Source organism: Clostridium sp. (assembly GCF_050717515.1).
GTDB lineage: Bacteria > Bacillota > Clostridia > Clostridiales > Clostridiaceae > Clostridium_AD.
Window position 1 is genome coordinate 165,787 of sequence record NZ_JBOITL010000025.1, and the last position, 14,157, is coordinate 179,943.

A 14,157-nucleotide genomic window follows, 5' to 3' on the forward strand; every position below is an offset into this window, starting at 1 on the left:
GTAAAATTTCTAATCAGTTTTTTCTTTTATTCTAAAATATTTTCTTGGAAAGTTTTTCATATTTAAAGTGTTCATAAGCAAACTCTAATCGAGCTTAAGTTATCTTCTATGCTCCACAAGATCAATGGCTCCTAGTACTATGTGAGCCAAGCCAAATCCAATAACGCCTGCTTCAATCATAGGAAGCACATTTTTCTTTTTCATATTATTTCTTGAAAACGATGCACCGGCAGCGGTTACAACTGTACCTAGCATAGTTGGAATTAATCCTTCACGCATATTAAAAACCTCCCTTTTTAATTTTATGTTATTATCTTTTACAAATGCGAGGTTTTTAATACTGCAAAATATATAGAATATATGCTTTATATTTCTAGCGGATTAATCATTGAAACCTTTAAGAAATTTATTAAGAGTATTATCAGTTTTTTTTGGATTTTTATAGCTATCAGAATGCTTATTAGTACTGTGTTTTTCTTTTATTTCAAATGAATTATTCTTAGAATTGTCATAATTCTCAGTGGTTTTAAAAACTTTTACACTTTTGGCTTTTTTATTGTGAAAGTTGTCTTTAATTTTATCTGGAGCAACAAATTTTTTTATAGTTGATGAGTTATTATTAGTATTTTTGTTTTCAGATTTAGCATCTTTGTTGATTTTATTATCCTTACTTTTAATTGTTTTGTCCTTGTTTTTAATTTCTGAGGACTTATCTTTTATTTTATTAGTATTAATGTGTACTGAAGGTTTTTTTAGGGAATCTTTCAAAGTATCTTCATCTTTATTAGTGGACTCTTTTTTATGACTATTAGAATTCAAAGTGGATATATCTATTTTTTTATTATTAGCTGTAATATCCAGTTTCTTATTATTACTTGAAGATGCATTAATTATAATATTTAGATTATTACTATCTATAATATTTTTAAAATTAGAAATATCTATAGAGTTATCTTTATTCCCTTTAATATCAAGACTAATAATTTTTTTATCATTTACATATTCAGCGTTTATAAAATTATCAGCTTTTGCTTCATTAACTAAAAGCTCAAGACCGTCATCTATAGATTTATTTTTTAGTTTAATATTACTAAGTATTAGTGAGCCATCTGAATTTAGTGCTTTAAAACTAATGATTTTATTCCACCTGTTAGCTTTAAGAGAAACAGAGGGGTTAATATTGAGAAGTATAGTTGTAACTGGAGCGTAGTAAGCATGAGCAAAAGAACTTGAAATAAGTAGAAACATTAATGAAGCAGCCGTTATGGCATATTTGTAGTGAAACAAGTTTTTCTTATATAGCTCTCCGGTGTGAAGTTCCCCTATCTTAGGTAATACTTTACTTGCTTTTATATACACAAACTCTCCACTTGAGGTCATAATTCCAGCTTTTTTATTCATAATACACATTACAATACCTGTTTTAATCATTTAATTCACCCTCTTTTATATTTAGATAGGATTTTAGATACACATATTCTGGATTTATAAGTATCAATATTAAAGAAATTATATATATACGCCATTTTTCAATTAATTTTCTATTTGAGGCAGTTAATATTATTATTTCTTTAGTTGGAAGCCTTCGTTTAGTCTTTAAATGATTAAGTATTGATTCTTCTCTAGCGCATAAAAAGGCAACATTTAATAGATTACTTCTAGTATCTTTGTGAGAGGGGGATAAATTAATGAGAGAATCAAAATTTATTTTGTATTTTAATAGCTCCTCTGAAAATAAATTTATTTCATAAGCTCTAAATTCATTATCAATTTCAATTTCAAAATTGTTAATAGAATTTTTACCATCTATATAATCCACACTCCCCTTACTGTTATCAAAGATTAGACTTGGACAAGTTTTATTTTTTCTGAAAAAATCTATAAGTGCGTTTTTAATAATTATTTTAACAAAACCATAAAAATTTCCTTTAGTTTTATCATATTTGTCGCAGGCTATGTTAAAAGCCATAAGAGAGATACTAAGTTCTTCATCATTTTCCCAAATCAAGTGCCTTTTGCAGATTTTACTTGTAGTTGAATAAATAAAACCTTTGTTCGATTCAATAAAATTGCTACGATTTTCGAAAATTAAAACATCCATATTAAAACTTTGTTCTTCATCTAAAGCCACGACTGTTTTTTTGTTTTTATGAAAAAGAAGTTTCAAGTTCATTTGTCCACCCCTTATATTCTGTATACGTAAATACTACCAATTTTAAGAGGGAAAAGAAACATAAATATATTTTTGAAAGAAATATAAAATATAATTCAAAAAATAATAGAAATACCCTCTAATAAATCTTACCATGTTTCGTATATATAAGGGAAATGAAAAATATGGGATAACATTTAACATTTGATATCTACGTAAGAACAATATGAGGAGGAATTAACATGAAAAAAGTAGCTATTTTAGTTGCAGCCATAGCTTTTACAGTAAGCATAAATACAAAGGTGTTTGCAACAGGTGCTGAAAATTCAGTTACTACAAGTACAAGTATTGATGCAAATATAAGTGAGGTTGTTGATAAGGATACAGGAATTATGCCAGACAGTATGTTTTATTTCTTTGATAAGGCCTTTGATAATCTTAAAGTATTTTTAACCTTTGATGATGCAAAGAAAGCAGAAATAATTTCACAAATAGTAAATGAAAGAATAGCTGAATATGACAGTATGACAGAAAAAGAAAAATATGATTTGGCACAAAATATAATTAAAGAATTAGATAAGTTAAGTGAAAAATTAGATGTATTGGAAGAAGATAATGATAAGGAGGTTAATATAGAGCATAAGGAAGCAGTAGCTAGCATGGTAGAAAAAAGACATTTGTTAAATACAGCAAGACAAGAGTATCAATCAGTAATGGTTGATTTAAAACAAGCTACAAAATCTGGTGATGAAGTGGCTATAAAAGCTGCGCAGGAACTATTAAAAGTAAATGAAGATTTATATAAAAATGCTAAAGAAGCATTTAAAACAGCTTTTGAAGAAATGAAAGCAGTTAAAAAAGATATTGTGAAAAGTGATGAAAAGATAGAACAACCAAAAGTAACAGAAGAAAAGGTTGAAGAAGAAAAAGTAGAAAAAGCAAAAGAAATAAAAGAAGCTAAAGAAATAAAAGAAGCTAAAGAAGCAAAAGAAGCGAAAGAAGTAAAAGAAGTAAAAGAAGTAAAAGAAGTTAAAAAAAATATAATTAGAAATGAGAATAAAAGAGAAGAAATAAAAGAAAAATTAGAAAATATACAAATTAGAAATGATAATAAAAAAGAAGAAATAAAAGAAAAATTAGAAAACATACAAATTAAAAATGATAATAAAAAAGAAGAAATAAAAGAAAATAAAAAGAAATAAATAGAACCTTAGTCATTTAGAATAAAAGTTCTCATCTAGGTAAAAATAAGATATTGTAATATAAAATTACAATATCTTATTTTAATTTAGAGGAGGAAAATAAAATTTATGAGAAAAACAAAGTTACCAAAAGGCCAGCATGAAGAACAAGTCGAAAATGTAAAAAATATGCTCCAAAGAGGTATGGGTCTTATTGAAATTATAGACTTAACAAGTCTAAATGAAGAGGAAGTCATAAAAATCAATAATGAACTTAGAGGTGAATAGTAAAAAAAATGACGGGGAGTCCCGCCATTTATTTATTTATTATTAATGCCTGCAACAAAATTTAATTCCCGAACTGCAGCTAAAACCTGTTCCTTATCCACAGTACAAGTAGCAGTGGAAAGACCATGTTTTTCTAAAATGCTAGTTACTTCAGCATGAGTAATAGCAGTAGAAGGATATTCTCCTTGTATTCGTAAATCTAAGTCACTATTATCACGTTTGAAAGATACAAAATATTCACCTGCATCATTTTTATCTAGTACAAAACCTTTAGCCATTATTATGCCCCCCTTTTTTACACAAATAGTACAATTATAGTATAGTGCACAGCTAATTAATTATCAAAGTATTTTATTTGCACAATAAAATGTATTAAACAAAATAATAAGTAAAAGATAATAAATGTAATAAGTAAGTTAATAAATAAATTTAAGGAGAGAAGATTATGCCCAAAAAAGGAATGAGTAGACCACAAGTTCAACCAAAAGGGGATAAAAATAAGAAAATGAAGGGTGACGATGCAAAAAGAGTTCCCGAAATAGGAAAATAATAAAAAGCTGCTTATAGGCAGCTTTTTATTATGATTGGACTGCACACCTAATATTTTACAGCTATACTGTAAAATATTTAAACTTATTCATTATTAATGAATTTATTGATTGTTTTTAAATGGATATTAGAGTAAAATCTACATATATGAAATAATAAAATAATACATTTATATTTTAGGGGGATTTTAGTGCAGAAAGTTTATAAGAAGATTTTTTTTGGATTGATTTTTATGGTTTTTATTTTGAGCAAGTCTTTTAATGTTCTAGCAGTTAATTTAGAAGGTGAACAAAAGGTTACAAAGGATAAAATTTGGACAATAACTTTTAATTATTCTATTTTATTTGATGAACTAGCCCATGACAATATTACTGTAATAAATAATCAAGGGCAAAAGATGAATGTAATTTTAGAACTTAGTGAAGATAAAAAAAAGGTCATAGTAAAACCACCTCTTGATGGGTATATAGAAGGCGAAAAATACCAATTAAACATAGGCGATAAGTTACAGTCGATTGAAGGTAAGCCACTAAATAAGGCTGTCAGTATTATGTTTGCGGTAGAAAAGCCAGTGTCTATTGTAAAAGTAAATAATATCAACTTATCTATAAAACAAGGACAAGCATTTATTCCTCAAAAAAAAGTAACAGTAGATTTAAGTAATGGTATACGTCAGGATAGGGATGTTATTTGGGATAGCAGTATTGTAGATACAACTAAAGTAGGAATACATATTTTTAAAGGAAAAGTTGAAGGATATGAATTAGAAGTAATTTTAACTTTAACAATTTTAAAAGTTGAAGTTAATTATAATGATATGGTAAAGGCATCACCAGTAATTGCCACTATATCACGGGATTCAAATTTATATGCTGAAATGTCTACTAAATCTAATAAACTTGCCTTAGTAAAAAAGGGAATCAAGGTAGAGGTTATTAAGGACAGCGGATATAAATGGTATTATATAAAAACTAATTTAGGGAAATATGGCTGGGTAGAAGCATATAGTTTAATAATACCTAGTGATCCGGCAACAAACACAATTAAGCTTTCAACAGCACAACTAGAAGGCTATGTGAATTTTAAAAAATTTAAAAGTAATAATAAATATTTCATGTGGGTAGATCTTAACCGTCAAATTGTTAACGTATTTCAGGGAACAGAGGGAAAGTACAAGCTTTTAAAAACTATGAGTTGTGCAACAGGAAGAAATATTTCTCCTACAGTGAGAGGTACTTTTGCAATTCAAAACAGGGGGACTTGGTTTTTCACAGGTAAAAGTGGAGCGAAAAATTGGGTGGCATGGAATGGACAATATTTATTTCATTCTATAATTATGGACGCCAATGGAAATGTAAAAGATTATACCTTAGGGAAAAGGGCCTCTGCTGGATGCATAAGATTATCAATAAATGATAGTAAATGGGTGTATGATAATATGCCTAATGGAACAGCAGTGTGGGTTAATTAACCAATAGTAAGGTGAATAAGTATACATTAATATTTTTTAAAATTGGCTTAATGCAAATTAAACACCATGTTGAATTATCTCAACATGGTGTTTAATTATCACTATGAATTTAAAGTAAACGTTAAATTCATGCCTTATTCATATAACCCAAATCCAGTAATAACTAGTGTATCCCAATCAGTTTCTTCATTTTTAACCCAAGTGTATTCAATACATAGCTGTTTTAACCAGGCATTAAGGCCACTACTTTTTTTACTGGCATTTGGCGCTTGTCTACCGAAACTTTCTTTTATGGTTTCAAGTAATTCTATTTGATCGTCTTTTCCCATCTCTTTATCTAACATTTCTTCTATAACATCGCAGCATTCTTCATAACATTTTTTATCCTCAGCATACAATTCATCTGCCAGGAGCTGACGTTTGTTATTTAGTGTATCTCGGACAACATTAATTTCTTCTAAATTTGATAAGTATTTTTTAGCTATGTTCATAGCGGCAATATCATTATCTATTCTAATTATTGCTCTTTCTAATTTTGCATTTCTCATTCTAATCTTCTCACTTTACATTTTTTATTTAGTCATTAATTTAGGCATCTTGAAAAAAATAACTATTGTGAATGCTTGTTATTTTTTTCAAGATGCCTAATGACAATAAATCAATTATATCATAAATTTACTATGATACAAAGCTCTTCGTATATTAAGGCTTTTTCTAGTGGTAACTCAAAAATTATTTAGAATAAAAAAATCAAAATTGTTGAAATTATGCGAGAAAGAGTATAATATTAGAAATATATCAAACAATTAACATTTGAATGTAGGATTATCTACTCTAGACAAAAGGAGGAAGGAATAATGTGGAAAAATTAAAGGGTGTCTTAAATAATATTTATGGTGGCAAGGTTCTAGATGTAGGCACCGGTAGAGGCGAATTTATCGATTTACTTAAAGAAAACTTAAAGGATTACACCGAGATAATAGGTATAGATATGAATGATATTGCTTTGGAAAAGGCAAAAGAGAGATTTAAAGATGAAAATATAGAATTTATAAAAATGGATGCAGAAAATTTGAATTTTAAGGATAACACTTTTGATATAGTATGTCTTTCAAATTCTATACATCATCTGCCAAACATACAAAAAGTTCTTAATGAAATGAAAAGGGTTTTAAAACCAAGTGGATATTTTTTACTTCAAGAAATGTTTTGCGATAATCAAAATAAAACGCAACTTACCTATGTTTATTTCCATCACTTTATTGCAGAAATTCAGACTTTGATCGGAGGATATCATAATAAAACACTAAAAAAACAAGAAATATTAGATATTGGTAATAGTTTAACACTAGAAAAATTAATATATTTTGAATGTAATTATGAAGAAGATAATCCAATGAGCGACGAGGAATTAAAAGGTATGCATAAAGCTGTAGATGATTATGTTGAGAAAACTAAAGATTTTCCTCAATATGAAAGTTATAAAGATCAGGGACAAATTATTAAAGAAAGACTTTCAAATATAGGGGTGTCCCTTGCTACAGAATTATTTGTTATGGGAAATAAATAATTAAAAGAATTTAAAGATTAATTGAAAATTTAAAAAACAGGGGTGATATTTCATGCTATCAAAAATATTAATCGAGGAAGTATTAAGCAAAGCTTTATGTACAGGAGGGGATTTTTCAGAATTATTTTTAGAGGACACTGTAAAAAATAATATATCAATGGTTGATGGAAGAGTAGATAATTCTGTATCTGGAAGAGAGTTTGGAATAGGTATTAGAATATTTAAAGGTCTTAATAGTGTATATGCATATACAAATGATGCAAGTCGCGAATCCTTATTAGAAACAGCTTACAAAGCGGCCTGTGCTGTAGGAAATATTAATAATGAAAAAAGTATAGATATAAACTTAACAGAAAGAATATGTTCAAACATTCATCCGATTTTATATGTTCCATCCACTGTTAGCAACTTAAAAAAGGTAGTGGAAATGAAAAAAGCCTATACTGCAGCTAAAGATTATAGCAGTGAAATAGCTCAGGTAACCATAAATTATGGAGACGTGGACCAAAAGGTTTTAATAGCAAATAGTGAAGGCTTATTAACTAATGATAGAAGAATAAGAACAAGAGCATTTATACAAGCGGTAGCCAGTAATGGAGTAGAAAACCAAATGGGTGTCCAAGGTCCAGGAAGAACAATGGGATTTGAAATGTTCCATGCTATTAATATTGAAGAAATAGCAAGACAAGCTAGTAAAACAGCTGTTACTATGTTACATGCAGCAGTTTGTCCAGCAGGGAAAATGCCTGTAGTAATAGATAATGGATTTGGTGGAGTTATATTCCATGAAGCATGTGGCCATGCTTTAGAAGCTGCAGCTGTAGCAAAAGGCAACTCGGTATTTGCAGGCAAATTAGGAGAGAAGATTGCATCAGACAAGGTAACGGCAATTGATGATGGTATTATGCCAAATTTATGGGGTTCAATAAATATTGACGATGAAGGAACTCCAGCTAAAAGGAATGTATTAATCGAAAATGGTATTCTAAAAGGATATATGATAGACAAATTAAATAGTAGAAGAATGAATATGGAGATTACAGGAAGTAGTAGACGGGAATCCTATAAGTTTGCACCAACTTCAAGAATGACTAATACCTTTATTGCTCCAGGTAAAGATGATGAAAATGCTATTATAAGCACAATGCAACAGGGCTTATATGCAAAACAAATGGGTGGAGGTTCCGTAAATCCTGTAACAGGAGAATTTAATTTTGCAGTAGTGGAGGGGTATTTAATTAAAAATGGTAAAATAGATAGCCCAGTAAGAGGAGCTACATTGATAGGAAAAGGATCAGACATATTACTTAATATTGATATGGTAGGAAAAAATTTAAAGCATGGTCAGGGAATGTGTGGCGCATCAAGTGGAAGTGTACCAACAAATGTTGGACAGCCTATGATTAGGGTATCAGAAATTACAGTAGGTGGAAGATAGGAGGGATTTATATGTTATTAAATGAATTTGCAGAAAAATTATTTAAAAGAGCTGAAGAAGCTTGCTTTAGCGAGTATGAAATATATTACGAAGCAGGAGAAAGTTTAGACATAGAAATATTTAAAAAGGAAGTAGATAAATATAGTTTAAATAAAACTATGGGTATAAGCTTTAGAGGTATTTATGAAGGCAAAATGGGATATGCATACACAGAAATTATGGACGATGAAGCAATAGAATTATTAGTAGAAAAAGCAAAGGCAAATGCCCAAATTATTGAGAATGAAGAGAAAGAAATTATTTTTGAAGGTAGCAACAAATATGAGGATTTTAATGGATATAATGAGGACATTAACAGCATATCACCTGAAAATAAGATAAAACTTGCAATTGAGCTTGAGGATGAAGCTTACAAATGCAGTGAGTATGTTAAAAATACAGGAGGATGTTCTTTAGGAACAACAGAAAATGAAAGAAGAATAATAAATTCAAAAGGATTAGACATTAGCACTAAAGCAAACGGCATATATGGATTTATGGAACCCGTTGTTACTAAGGAGGGAAAAACTAATAATTCCTATGCATATAAATTTACAAATGATATGGCGGAATTTGATATAAAAAAAATTGCAAGAGAAAGTGTAGATGAGTCTTTAGCTTACTTTGGTGCAGAATCAGTGAAAACAGGTAAATATAGAGTATTATTTAAAAATTCAGTATCTTCGGAATTTCTTCAAACCTTTGGAGGAATATTTAGCGCTGACAATACTCAAAAGGGATTATCACTATTAAAAGGTAAAGTAGGAGAAACTATTGCTTCTGAGAGTTTAACAATAGTTGATAATCCATTTTTAAAAGGGAGTCTATGTTGTACACCTTTTGATGCAGAAGGTGTAGCTACATATTGTAAGAATATAGTGGAAAAAGGGAAGCTAAAAACATTACTTCATAATCTTAAGACTGCTACAGTGGAGACATTACAGAGTACAGGAAATGCCTCAAAAGCATCCTTCACGGCGCCTATAAAGGTTGCGCCTACAACTTTATATATTGAAAAAGGAATAAAATCCTATGAAGATATGATTAAAGCCTTAGATAATGGAATTATAATAACCGAGGTACAGGGAACTCATTCAGGAGCTAACCCTATATCAGGAGATTTCTCACTAGCAGCTAAAGGCTTTTTAGTAGAAAGCGGAAAAATAATAAGACCAGTTGAGCAGATAACTATAGCTGGTAACTATTTTGAAGTGATGAAAGATACTTTGGAGGTCGGATGTGACTTTAAACTAGGAATACCAAGATCAGGATCATGTTTTGGTAGCCCCTGCGTTTTAATAAGGGAAATTTCAGTTGCAGGTCTTTAGGTAAAAGTAGAAAGTAATTGTGGACAGCTTACAGCTGTCCACAATTACCTTCTACTTTATTTTAGCTTCTAATTCACTTAATATGTTAATATATCTATCTTGAAGACTATTTTTTGTAGCCTCAGTTTCTACGGCCAAGCATAATGTATCTACTTCTGCTAGCTGATCTTTACTTAATCTTTTTTGTGCGAAAGTATAAATGGCGGTATCTTCCTTGTCGATGTGTCTATGAAGTAAGTCGGTATATGCTATAGCGTTGGCAATTATATCTACTCTTGAGTCATTATCGCCAGATTGAAATTTAACTAAGGCTGCTTCTAGATTGCTCATAAAAAGTCTACCCAAATCATGTTCAACTAGCATGCCCATAATAGGACCATTCGCTATTCTCTCACCTAAAACTTCACTCATTTTTTTGAAGAGAATGACCTCTTCTTTATTATGATGGTGTTTGTCTGCATAATTTCTAACAAAATCAATAACAATATTAAAGTCATTATAATCCACTTCTTCATTGTTAAGTACTTTAATAGAGAATTTGCGAACCACGACTAACATTCTTTTTATAATTTTATGTTCTTCCATCATTAATTCTATAGCATTCATAATAGTTCCTCCTAAAATTAATATTTTATGGATTAAGTAAACTTAGTTTTAGCTGTTTATAAGAAAATTATAAACATCTATACTTTAGTTTAACCCAAAAAGTATATTATATAAATATCTTAAAATTGATAATTATTATTAATTAATAATATATCATACAAAAATCTGAAAGTAAATGCTACTTGCTACATAATATCAAAAAGGATATATTGTTATTAACTGTATTTTAATATTAGCTTTTGCATAATTTAGATGAATATGTATAGTTAGTTTTATAGTCCTAAATATTAGTTTTAAAATGTAAAAGTTTTAAATAAAAGTATTTCGAGTAACGAAGAAATATAGTGATTATTGGAAAATAATATGATATTCTTAAAATATAAATAATGGATGGAGAGGATAGACATGATTGATTTGAATATAGGACAAGTAGCGGCTTTTGTTACGGCTATTTGTTGGACAATAACGCCTATTGCTTTTGAAGCAGCTGGAAAAAGAGTAGGTTCACTTTCTGTAAATTTCATAAGACTTATTATAGCATTTTTCTTAATAGGGATATTTACATTCACTACGAGAGGTATGTTTTTGCCACTAGATGCTTCAATAAATACGTGGTTATGGTTAAGTGTTTCTGGGGTTATAGGATTCGTTTTAGGAGATCTATTTTTGTTTGAAGCCTTTGTCCTTATAGGATCAAGGATATCCTTATTGATTATGGCGGTGGTTCCACCAATAACAGCATTAATTGGTTTTTTTATTCTAGGTGAAAGACTTACAGTTTTAGATTTCCTAGGAATGTTTATAACTATGGGTGGAATATTTCTTGTTATATTAGTGAAAGGATCTAAGGAGAAAAAAGTAAAATTATCTCATCCACTAAAAGGCATTTCCTATGCATTTATTGGTGCAATAGGACAAGCTGTAGGCATGGTGTTTAGCAAATTAGGAATGGGAAATTATAATGCTTTTGCTGCAACTCAAATTCGAATTATAGCAGCTACAGTTGCTTTTGTAATAATAATTACATTAAGGAAGAATTGGAGTAACTTAGCTCTAGCAATGAAAAATTTTAAAGCCCTAAAATACATTTCTATAGGGTCATTTTTCGGTCCATTCATAGGAGTGTCTTTATCATTATTAGCTGTGCAATACATATCTACAGGAGTAGCTTCTACAATTTCCTCAGTTTCCCGTATTTTAATTATACCAATTTCTATAATTGTATTTAAAGAAAAAGTATCAGCAAAAGAGGTATTGGGAGCAGCTATAACCATAGGAGGAGTTGCATTATTGTTTATCTAAAGTTGAATCTAGGGATTTTAGTATTGAAAAATTAAATTCAATAATTTAACAATAAATAAAGCAAAATAAGGAATATTGATGATATAATTGACTTATACTTTATTAAGTATAAATAGTACTTTAGCTAAAGGCTGACTACTTCACAAGTAAATTTACAAAAAAAAGAATATTTCGAAAAGGAGTTGATGTTATGACAATTAATTACGCACACAGAGGTGCAAGTGCATATTACCCGGAAAATACAATGCTTTCCTTTAAAAAGGCTTTAGAAATGGGTGCTACAGGAATAGAAACAGATGTGCAGTTAACAAAGGATGGTGTGTTAGTACTTATTCATGACGAGATGGTTAATAGGACAACTAATGGAGAGGGATTTGTAGCAGACTATACCTATAAGGAATTAAATAAGTTAGATGCTGGTTCTTGGATGGGTGAGGAGTTTGCAGGGATTAAAATTCCTACAGTAGAGGAGTTAATTTACCTAACTTTGGATAAAGATATTATTATTAATTTTGAAATTAAAAATGGAATAGTATTATATGAAGATATTGAACAAAAACTTATTGATCTAATTTATAAGCATAAAATAAATCGTAAAGTTATTTTATCTAGTTTTAATCACTATTCTATAGCTATGTGTAATAAAATTTCTAAGGGAATTAATACAGGAGTACTATATATGGAAGGGATTTATAAGCCATATAATTATGCAAGCACTGTTGGAGCAAATGCTATTCATCCATATTTTCATGCAATAAATGAACAAGTAATAAAGCAAACCCAAAAGCATAAGACTCAAATAAATGTGTTTACTGTGGATGATGAAGAGAAAATGAAATTTTTCTTAGATATGAAAGTTGATGGTATTATCACAAATTGTCCAGATATTCTCAATAAAATAATGTTAGACAACAATTAATAATTGTTTCGTGCTCCAGAGCACCACAAGGAGGATTATGAAAAAACTGGATTATAAAAAGGTTTTTTTACTGGGAATAGGCTTTTTTGCAATTAGTGTTACTTGGTCTATATATAATGCTTTTGTTCCTAAAATATTAAGCAATTTTATAAGTAGTACAACGATAATAGGGTTCATTATGACTATTGATAATTATTTTGCACTGTTCTTGCAACCTGCAGTTGGAATATTAAGTGATAAGGTTGATACAAAACACGGAAAACGAATGCCTTTCATAATGGTAGGGATGCCACTAGCTGTAGTGTTTATAATACTTGTGGCAAATTATAAAAATTTGCCTATGTTAATAACATTCATAGTGCTTATGAACCTTTCTATGAGTATCTTCAGATCGCCTGTTGTAGCTCTAATGCCGGATATAACTGCAAAGGAAAATAGAAGTAAGGCAAATAGTATAATAAATTTAATGGGTGGAATAGGATCGGTTATAGCATATATTGTAGGCTCTAAGCTATGGGATGTAGACCAGAAATACCCATTTTATCTTGCAGCCATATTAATGTGTTTTTCTTTTATTCTACTTTTTAATTCTATAAAGGAGAGACGAGATGTAGAACATTATGAAAAAGATGAAGAAGTAAATAATGGCTTTGTACGAAGCATAAAGGAAGCTGTAAAAAACAAGAGTGTACTGTTTTTATTATTAGCTATATGTAGTTGGTTTATTGGGTTTGCAGGCGTTGAGACATTATTTACATTGTATGGTGAGAAATATTTAGGAATAAAGACAAGCGCAGCAGCATTTTCATTTACCTTCATTTCAATTGCATTTTTGATATCTGCAATTCCAGCAGGGATTTTGGGAACTAAGTTTGGAAAGAAAAAAACAATTACAGCTGGAATAGTGGGTATTGTAGTTAGTTTTTTAATTATAGCTTTTATGAGAAATATTCTATATATTAGAGGAATGTTTTTAATATGTGGATTTTTCTGGGCACTAATTAATATAAATTCTTATCCTTTTGTTACAGATATGGCTCCAAAAGGAAAAATTGGCACATTTACTGGGCTTTACTATCTTACAGCCTCTGTAGCAGCTATAATATCGCCACCACTTTTAGGTTTTATAATCGATTTATTAGGTTATAAATATATGTTTTTTTATGGAGCTATATTTTTTCTCATAGCTATAATATTTATTAATAAGGTAAAAGTTGAAACCCTAGGTTAGATAATACATGAATTTAATATATTTGGAAAAAAGAATGTAGGTACGAAATATAATTGTGCAATGCATTCTTTTTATTTAATAGG

General features: G+C 29.4%; 15 protein-coding genes. 9 read left to right on the top strand and 6 right to left on the bottom strand.

Annotation, left to right across the window (positions count from 1 at the left end):
- Positions 1-99: 99 nt before the first annotated feature.
- From ACREV6_RS10275 to ACREV6_RS10285, 3 genes are all read right to left on the bottom strand, one after another.
- On the bottom strand, positions 100-279 hold the full coding sequence (locus ACREV6_RS10275) for an asparagine synthase (protein ID WP_431577917.1): 180 nt from the start codon (positions 277-279) through the stop codon (positions 100-102).
- Between the two features lie 102 nt (positions 280-381).
- A complete protein-coding gene (locus tag ACREV6_RS10280; RefSeq protein ID WP_431577918.1) occupies positions 382-1,431 on the bottom strand; it encodes an anti-sigma-I factor RsgI family protein in 1,050 nt (349 codons plus the stop codon).
- Positions 1,424-2,173, bottom strand: a complete 750-nt coding sequence (locus ACREV6_RS10285; RefSeq protein WP_431577919.1) for a sigma factor — start codon at positions 2,171-2,173, stop codon at positions 1,424-1,426. The genes ACREV6_RS10280 and ACREV6_RS10285 overlap by 8 nt, the downstream gene beginning before the upstream one ends.
- Positions 2,174-2,394: 221 nt before the next feature.
- On the opposite strand from ACREV6_RS10285, the gene ACREV6_RS10290 reads away from it, so the two are divergent.
- Together ACREV6_RS10290 and ACREV6_RS10295 are read left to right on the top strand one after the other, a co-directional pair.
- Positions 2,395-3,354, top strand: coding sequence for a DUF5667 domain-containing protein (locus tag ACREV6_RS10290; RefSeq protein ID WP_431577920.1), 960 nt, complete (start codon positions 2,395-2,397; stop codon positions 3,352-3,354).
- Positions 3,355-3,462: 108 nt separating this feature from the next.
- The gene (locus tag ACREV6_RS10295) at positions 3,463-3,621 is read left to right on the top strand and encodes a hypothetical protein (RefSeq protein ID WP_431577921.1); all 159 of its coding nucleotides are present in this window, start codon (positions 3,463-3,465) and stop codon (positions 3,619-3,621) included.
- A gap of 32 nt (positions 3,622-3,653) precedes the next feature.
- On the opposite strand, the gene ACREV6_RS10300 is transcribed toward ACREV6_RS10295, so the two are convergent.
- Positions 3,654-3,899, bottom strand: coding sequence for a hypothetical protein (locus ACREV6_RS10300; protein ID WP_431577922.1), 246 nt, complete (start codon positions 3,897-3,899; stop codon positions 3,654-3,656).
- A 461-nt stretch (positions 3,900-4,360) separates the two neighbouring features.
- Here ACREV6_RS10300 and ACREV6_RS10305 point away from each other — a divergent pair, with 461 nt between their 5' ends.
- Positions 4,361-5,641, top strand: coding sequence for a L,D-transpeptidase family protein (locus ACREV6_RS10305; protein WP_431577923.1), 1,281 nt, complete (start codon positions 4,361-4,363; stop codon positions 5,639-5,641).
- A 134-nt stretch (positions 5,642-5,775) separates the two neighbouring features.
- On the opposite strand, the gene ACREV6_RS10310 is transcribed toward ACREV6_RS10305, so the two are convergent.
- A complete protein-coding gene (locus ACREV6_RS10310; protein WP_431577924.1) occupies positions 5,776-6,189 on the bottom strand; it encodes a hypothetical protein in 414 nt (137 codons plus the stop codon).
- A gap of 311 nt (positions 6,190-6,500) precedes the next feature.
- Here ACREV6_RS10310 and ACREV6_RS10315 point away from each other — a divergent pair, with 311 nt between their 5' ends.
- From ACREV6_RS10315 to ACREV6_RS10325, 3 genes are read left to right on the top strand one after another with little or no spacing between them, the layout of a single operon-like run.
- Entirely contained in the window at positions 6,501-7,211 is a 711-nt protein-coding gene (locus tag ACREV6_RS10315; RefSeq protein ID WP_431577925.1) for a class I SAM-dependent methyltransferase, read from the top strand.
- Positions 7,212-7,263: 52 nt separating this feature from the next.
- Complete coding sequence (locus ACREV6_RS10320) at positions 7,264-8,649, top strand: TldD/PmbA family protein (protein WP_431577926.1); 1,386 nt, start codon at positions 7,264-7,266, stop codon at positions 8,647-8,649.
- An 11-nt stretch (positions 8,650-8,660) separates the two neighbouring features.
- Entirely contained in the window at positions 8,661-10,016 is a 1,356-nt protein-coding gene (locus tag ACREV6_RS10325; RefSeq protein WP_431577927.1) for a TldD/PmbA family protein, read from the top strand.
- 51 nt (positions 10,017-10,067) lie between these two features.
- On the opposite strand, the gene ACREV6_RS10330 is transcribed toward ACREV6_RS10325, so the two are convergent.
- A complete protein-coding gene (locus tag ACREV6_RS10330) occupies positions 10,068-10,622 on the bottom strand; it encodes a hemerythrin domain-containing protein (RefSeq protein WP_431577928.1) in 555 nt (184 codons plus the stop codon).
- A 405-nt stretch (positions 10,623-11,027) separates the two neighbouring features.
- Here ACREV6_RS10330 and ACREV6_RS10335 point away from each other — a divergent pair, with 405 nt between their 5' ends.
- The 3 genes from ACREV6_RS10335 (at position 11,028) to ACREV6_RS10345 (ending at position 14,074) form a co-directional block, all read left to right on the top strand.
- Positions 11,028-11,924, top strand: coding sequence for a DMT family transporter (locus tag ACREV6_RS10335; protein WP_431577929.1), 897 nt, complete (start codon positions 11,028-11,030; stop codon positions 11,922-11,924).
- 190 nt (positions 11,925-12,114) lie between these two features.
- On the top strand, positions 12,115-12,843 hold the full coding sequence (locus ACREV6_RS10340; protein ID WP_431577930.1) for a glycerophosphodiester phosphodiesterase: 729 nt from the start codon (positions 12,115-12,117) through the stop codon (positions 12,841-12,843).
- 37 nt (positions 12,844-12,880) lie between these two features.
- Entirely contained in the window at positions 12,881-14,074 is a 1,194-nt protein-coding gene (locus ACREV6_RS10345; RefSeq protein ID WP_431577931.1) for an SLC45 family MFS transporter, read from the top strand.
- The last annotated feature ends 83 nt before the right edge of the window (positions 14,075-14,157 follow it).

Excerpts from the sequence above, each read along its gene's own strand:
- ACREV6_RS10275 (WP_431577917.1), bottom strand. The coding sequence starts at position 279 with ATGCGTGAAGGATTAATTCCAACTATGCTAGGTACAGTTGTAACCGCT.
- ACREV6_RS10280 (WP_431577918.1), bottom strand. The coding sequence starts at position 1,431 with ATGATTAAAACAGGTATTGTAATGTGTATTATGAATAAAAAAGCTGGA.
- ACREV6_RS10285 (WP_431577919.1), bottom strand. The coding sequence starts at position 2,173 with ATGAACTTGAAACTTCTTTTTCATAAAAACAAAAAAACAGTCGTGGCT.
- ACREV6_RS10290 (WP_431577920.1), top strand. The coding sequence starts at position 2,395 with ATGAAAAAAGTAGCTATTTTAGTTGCAGCCATAGCTTTTACAGTAAGC.
- ACREV6_RS10295 (WP_431577921.1), top strand. The coding sequence starts at position 3,463 with ATGAGAAAAACAAAGTTACCAAAAGGCCAGCATGAAGAACAAGTCGAA.
- ACREV6_RS10300 (WP_431577922.1), bottom strand. The coding sequence starts at position 3,899 with ATGGCTAAAGGTTTTGTACTAGATAAAAATGATGCAGGTGAATATTTT.
- ACREV6_RS10310 (WP_431577924.1), bottom strand. The coding sequence starts at position 6,189 with ATGAGAAATGCAAAATTAGAAAGAGCAATAATTAGAATAGATAATGAT.
- ACREV6_RS10320 (WP_431577926.1), top strand. The coding sequence starts at position 7,264 with ATGCTATCAAAAATATTAATCGAGGAAGTATTAAGCAAAGCTTTATGT.
- ACREV6_RS10325 (WP_431577927.1), top strand. The coding sequence starts at position 8,661 with ATGTTATTAAATGAATTTGCAGAAAAATTATTTAAAAGAGCTGAAGAA.
- ACREV6_RS10330 (WP_431577928.1), bottom strand. The coding sequence starts at position 10,622 with ATGAATGCTATAGAATTAATGATGGAAGAACATAAAATTATAAAAAGA.
- ACREV6_RS10335 (WP_431577929.1), top strand. The coding sequence starts at position 11,028 with ATGATTGATTTGAATATAGGACAAGTAGCGGCTTTTGTTACGGCTATT.
- ACREV6_RS10340 (WP_431577930.1), top strand. The coding sequence starts at position 12,115 with ATGACAATTAATTACGCACACAGAGGTGCAAGTGCATATTACCCGGAA.
- ACREV6_RS10345 (WP_431577931.1), top strand. The coding sequence starts at position 12,881 with ATGAAAAAACTGGATTATAAAAAGGTTTTTTTACTGGGAATAGGCTTT.